The organism is Moorena bouillonii PNG, from assembly GCF_001942495.1.
Taxonomy (GTDB): domain Bacteria; phylum Cyanobacteriota; class Cyanobacteriia; order Cyanobacteriales; family Coleofasciculaceae; genus Moorena; species Moorena bouillonii.
In genome coordinates this window covers 7,585,727-7,590,763 of record NZ_MKZS01000001.1, presented here as the reverse complement: position 1 = coordinate 7,590,763, position 5,037 = coordinate 7,585,727, and the positions used below count along the sequence as shown (strand labels likewise).

The following is a 5,037-nucleotide window of genomic DNA, read 5'->3' as shown; positions in this document are numbered from 1 at the left end:
AGCTGATAGCTGATAGCTGATAGCTGATAGCTGATAGCTGATAGCTGATAGCTGACGGCTCAATACTTACGTCCTGTTTATATTAACCCTATAATCAAAGGAGCTTGATCATGGCAATGATTTGCCGTAAATACGGCTTACTCTACCTGATGGCACCGCGAACTGGTTGCACAGCAGTAGAAGATGTCCTGGAAAAAAAGCTAGAAGGCGAACTAGTCCCCCCCCAAGACATCCTAGACGCCAACGGAAAATTTTTGATGCACAGAAGACATCATTCTCTACGAGAGATGTTCAGACGGAATCTTTTGACAGAGGAAGAAGCAGCATCTTATCTAAAATTTAGTTGTATTCGCAACCCCTTTGACAGTCTAGCTTCCGACTATGTAAAAAGAGCCTCAAAATACCAACACTTTATCGCTGACTCCACGTCATGGGTTCACCGTCTACCGGGTTATATAGAAGACATGGAATTTTGCAAAACCCATTCATTTAATGATTGGATTGAGAAACACTATGGTTCTATTTACGGCAATGGACTGAAACGAACCGTTCAATCCCTGGTTCGGAATACTAATCGAAACCGACTTAAACAGTTTCTAGGTCTTCCAGCTGAACCGTATACACTCTACGGAAACTATACCAAAGGTATGGATACTGTGATGCGTTTTGAAACTCTTCAGGATGATTTTGACAGAGTCCTGGATAAAGCTGGAGTGCCCTTCAAAGTCCAAATACCAGTGATCAACAAAACCGAAGAAAGAAAGAAAAACTATCGAGAGTACTATAATGAGCGATCGCGAAAAATTGTCCAGTACATTTTTGATGAAGAACTAAAGCGCTACGGTTACGAATTTTGAACAAGCTAGTAGCGGTTAGGGCATGAGCTGTTACCCTTGAGCTGATCTCTAACCGTTTTAAGGCGATTAAGTATAAATTACTATGCCATCTGCTACGCTCAAATATGCCTATTTCCCAGGTTGTGTTGCTCAAGGAGCCTGTGGAGAACTATACCAATCTACGTCAGCTTTAACCCAAGCGCTAGGGATTGAACTGATTGAGTTGAAAAAAGCTGCTTGTTGTGGTTCTGGAACCTTCAAAGAAGATTCCCAACTCCTAGAAGACACTGTTAACGCTCGCAACATCGCCCTAGCTGAGGAGCTGAATCTACCCCTGTTAACCCATTGCAGCACCTGTCAGGGAGTAATTGGTCATGTAGATGAACGTTTAAAGGAATTCCAACAGACCGATACCACTTATGTGCAAAAAGTGAATGGCTTGCTGAAAAAAGAAGGCTGTTCTCCTTACAAAGGCACTACGGAAGTCAAGCATTTACTGTGGGCATTGGTGGCAGATTACGGCATGGAAGCCCTAGCAGCACAGGTCAGTCGCAAGCTCACTGGACTCAAATGTGCTGCATTCTATGGTTGTTATTTGCTGCGAGCTCAGACATCCATCCCCTACGATGACCCAGTGCATCCAGAATCCATGGAAACTGTATTTCGCACCGTAGGAGCAACACCTGTATATTACCGAGGTCGTACTCAATGTTGTGGTTGGCCAATTTCTAGTTATGCCACAGAACAATCCTTCAAGATGGCAGGGAGCCATATTCAAGAAGCCTTGGATGCTGGCGCAGACTGCATGGTGACCCCTTGTCCGTTGTGTCATCTTAATCTGGATTCCCGTCAACCGGAGGTAGAAAAGGTGATTGGGCGTCAATTAAGGTTACCAGTATTGCATTTACCCCAGTTAGTTGCCCTAGCCCTAGGGGTTAGTCCAAAGCAACTGGGTTTAGAACGGCACGTGGTTTCGACCGCACCTGTACTAAAGAAGTTGGGGCATACTTGACTAGTTATAGCGCTACGCGCAAGGGCAAGAGGCAAGAGGCAAAAGTTTACTACAAAAGCGTTTCAGCTTCTATCAATGTCCTAACTTTAATGCGTAGTGCTATATCATATCCCTTATCGGGTAATGGGTAATTGGTAGTTAACGATTACCCATTACCCATTAGCTTTTGTATTTGCTACATAGAAAAGCACCCCCAAGGGGTGCCTGATCAGTTACCATCAACAGCAGCCAACTGCTGATGGAGGGATTTCAGTCTCAACTATAAACCGTTGTATCTAAGCTGATGCTTCGGTTTCAACCGGGTAAACGCTGACTTTTTTTTGGCTTTTACCCCTTCTTTCAAAAGTGACTATGCCATCAGCTATTGCAAATAGGGTGTCATCACCACCGCGACCAACATTGGTACCAGGGTGAAACTTAGTACCTCGCTGACGTACCAAAATGTTGCCAGCCTTGACAAACTGACCACCGTAGCGCTTGACCCCTAGGCGTTTGGAATTAGAGTCACGACCGTTACGAGTACTTCCTGTTCCTTTCTTATGAGCCATAATGTTCCTTTATATTTCGGTGTTTTTACGGGAATTTTGAGGTAATTTTGCCCTATCCACAGGTCTGAGCCATAAACTATTCCGGAGCAGTTTCAGCCGTTTCCTGAGTTGCCGGTGCTTCAGTTGCTGGTGCTTCAGGGGCAGTTTCTGCTGAGACTGGTGTTTCCTCTGCTTTGGAAACCGAGGCAAGGACAGAACCATTCATACTAATAGCATCAATCATCAGACGGGTTTTTTCCTGTCGATGTCCCCGCTTCTTACGGGTTTTCTTCTTGGGCTGCATTTTGTAGACGATGATTTTGCGATCGCGAAAGTGTCGCATCACCGTTCCTTGTACGGTTGCTCCTTCAACTAAGGGCTGACCGATGCTGATTTCACCATCATGATTAACTAACAGGACTTTGTCGATGGTGACATTTTGCTCTGGTTCAACGTGCAGTAATTCGATGTCGTAAAAGCGACCCGGTTCGACTCGCAGTTGCTTGCCACCAGTTTCGATAATTGCGTAGGTCATGGATTTGTTTTTCTAGAGTTGCCGTACAGGTAGCTGGTTAGTGTTTGTTCCGATGGATAGGATTTCTTGCTTGTGCCAGCTTTTGTTATGCCTTCACCTGATCCGAGCAGGAAAGTACACGTAATCTAACATTATCTTTGATTTGTTGGTCTTTGTCAAGACCATAACCGTGAATTCTGAAAGCAAATCTACCAGTAGGGTGACCCTACTACTGATCAGATTTGGTGCCCAGTTTTTGGTAAGTCCTGGTAAATTTGTAAAGAAGTATTGCTAAAAGACGTTGACACTAGATCATATTTTTTTCAATTTACCCACTCTAGCTCTAGCAGCAAACAACTCGGTTCTAACTAACCTCACCGGTATTGTTAACCAAATCTTAAATGGCATATCCAATGTACTCTTCTTTAGCATCGGTGGTATGCCACTGATTGTCTTGTGGCTAGTCTGTGGTAGCCTATTCTTCACCTTCCGGATGAAATTCATCAACATCTGGGGATTTCGACACGCCATTGACATAGCCTTAGGCAAATACGAGCAACCCAACCAAAACGGTGAAATCTCTTCCTTTCAAGCTCTATCAACTGCCCTATCCGCTGGTGTTGGACTCGGTAGCATTGGCGGTGTTGCCTTTGCCATCAGTATCGGAGGACCAGGAGCTGCGTTCTGGATGACCCTTGCGGGGTTATTGGCCATGAGCAGTAAATTTGTAGAATGTACCCTGGCTCAAAAATATCGAGTGGTCAGACCGGACGGAACGATAGCTGGTGGTCCAATGTATTACATCTCGGCTGGTTTAGCCGAAATGGGATATCAAAAACTGGGCAAAATCGTGAGCATCGTATTCTGCATCTTGTGCATTACTGGGTCATTTGGTGGTTCGAGTATGCTTCAAGCTAACCAATCCTTGGAAATAACGGCCAGCGTAGTTCCCTGGCTGATCAATCGAGGCTGGTTTTATGGCTTAATTCTGGTTGCTCTAGTGGCATTGGTTATTATTGGTGGCATTCAACGTATTGGCTTAGTGGCTAGTACCATCGTCCCCGTCATGTGTGGGATCTACATTTTGGCATCCCTGTGGATTCTGATGGTCAATTTCTCCACCATCCCATCTGCCATCGAAACTATTGTGACAGAAGCCTTCTCTCCCCAAGCCGTTGAGGGGGGTTTGATTGGGGCGTTAGTACAGGGATTAAGGCGTTCAGCCTTTACTAATGAGGCAGGTATTGGTACATCTCCTATTGCTCACGCCGCTGCCAGGACTCAGGAACCAGTGCGGGAAGGAATTTTAGCCCTACTCGAACCCTTTATTGTTACTGTGGTCGTCTGCAATATGACTTCTTTAGTAATAGTCATCACTGGGGTATACAAAAATCCTGAGTTTGCTAACTTCGGTGGTGCCGAAATGACCGCCGCTGCTTTTGGGAGTGTAATTAGTTGGTTTCCAATGCTCCTAGCCATTTGTGTGTTCTTTTTTGCTTTTTCTACCATGATTTCATGGAGTTACTACGGTGAAATTTCTTGGGATTATTTGTTTGGTTCGAGAAATTTAATTGTCTACAAAGTATTAGTTTTGATCAGCATCTTTATTGGAACTTTGGCTAACCCAGAACCAGTGTTTAATTTCAGTGATAGTATGCTTAATGCTATGGGTTTACCTAATCTTTTCGGTGCCTACTTCCTCTGTGGCAAAGTAGTCACTGAACTCAAAGACTATATGGAGCGCTTGAATTCTGGGAAAATAGTTCCCGTAACTCAATCCCAAGCATTCAGGTGATGGGGTTGACAAAAATGGAAGAATGAGGTTTTATGGCTCAAAAGCCTGTTGAACAAAGACAGCCAGACTTCATCAAAACCCCCATCAAGGGATTTAATCAGAAGGTCGATCAGAAGTGATCGCAAAAAAGCGATCGCTTTTTTGCAAGCATATGCGCGTAGCGCACGCTACTTGATGTGCGGTCAGCGGTCAGCTTCAAATAAACCTCTTTTGGGAGAATTTAATAGTTCGAGATTTTATCGAATTGAAAGTCTAGGGAAAAGCCCTTGGCCATTGGCCACGCTACTTGAGGTGCTTTGTGGCACAGGCTTTGGCCTTGGCCTTTGGCCACGCTACGCGAATGGCCACGCTGT

At 44.7% G+C, this 5,037-nt stretch carries 6 protein-coding genes; 4 read left to right on the top strand and 2 right to left on the bottom strand.

Annotated elements, in window-relative coordinates; genetic code table 11:
- The first annotated feature begins 110 nt into the window (after nt 1-110).
- Nucleotides 111-857 (top strand): sulfotransferase family 2 domain-containing protein, encoded by a 747-nt coding sequence (locus BJP37_RS30960; protein ID WP_075904682.1) that lies wholly within the window; start codon nt 111-113, stop codon nt 855-857.
- 82 nt (nt 858-939) lie between these two features.
- A complete protein-coding gene (locus BJP37_RS30955; protein ID WP_075904680.1) occupies nt 940-1,848 on the top strand; it encodes a CoB--CoM heterodisulfide reductase iron-sulfur subunit B family protein in 909 nt (302 codons plus the stop codon).
- Between the two features lie 275 nt (nt 1,849-2,123).
- Here BJP37_RS30955 and rpmA read toward each other — a convergent pair whose 3' ends face one another.
- Both rpmA and rplU read right to left on the bottom strand, forming a co-directional pair.
- The gene (gene rpmA / locus BJP37_RS30950; protein ID WP_070395797.1) at nt 2,124-2,396 is read right to left on the bottom strand and encodes a 50S ribosomal protein L27; all 273 of its coding nucleotides are present in this window, start codon (nt 2,394-2,396) and stop codon (nt 2,124-2,126) included.
- 76 nt (nt 2,397-2,472) lie between these two features.
- On the bottom strand, nt 2,473-2,910 hold the full coding sequence (gene rplU / locus BJP37_RS30945) for a 50S ribosomal protein L21 (RefSeq protein WP_075904678.1): 438 nt from the start codon (nt 2,908-2,910) through the stop codon (nt 2,473-2,475).
- 280 nt (nt 2,911-3,190) lie between these two features.
- Between rplU and BJP37_RS30940 the strand changes: the two genes are divergently transcribed.
- Together BJP37_RS30940 and BJP37_RS40340 are read left to right on the top strand one after the other, a co-directional pair.
- Nucleotides 3,191-4,684 (top strand): alanine/glycine:cation symporter family protein, encoded by a 1,494-nt coding sequence (locus BJP37_RS30940; RefSeq protein ID WP_075904676.1) that lies wholly within the window; start codon nt 3,191-3,193, stop codon nt 4,682-4,684.
- Nucleotides 4,685-4,732: 48 nt separating this feature from the next.
- A partial coding sequence (locus BJP37_RS40340) for a hypothetical protein (protein ID WP_158069835.1) occupies nt 4,733-5,037 on the top strand: 305 nt, incomplete at its 3' end.

Bases quoted from the DNA above. Each gene is read 5' to 3' on its own strand.
- BJP37_RS30960 (WP_075904682.1), top strand. From the start codon at position 111: ATGGCAATGATTTGCCGTAAATACGGCTTACTCTACCTGATGGCACCG.
- BJP37_RS30955 (WP_075904680.1), top strand. From the start codon at position 940: ATGCCATCTGCTACGCTCAAATATGCCTATTTCCCAGGTTGTGTTGCT.
- rpmA (WP_070395797.1), bottom strand. From the start codon at position 2,396: ATGGCTCATAAGAAAGGAACAGGAAGTACTCGTAACGGTCGTGACTCT.
- rplU (WP_075904678.1), bottom strand. From the start codon at position 2,910: ATGACCTACGCAATTATCGAAACTGGTGGCAAGCAACTGCGAGTCGAA.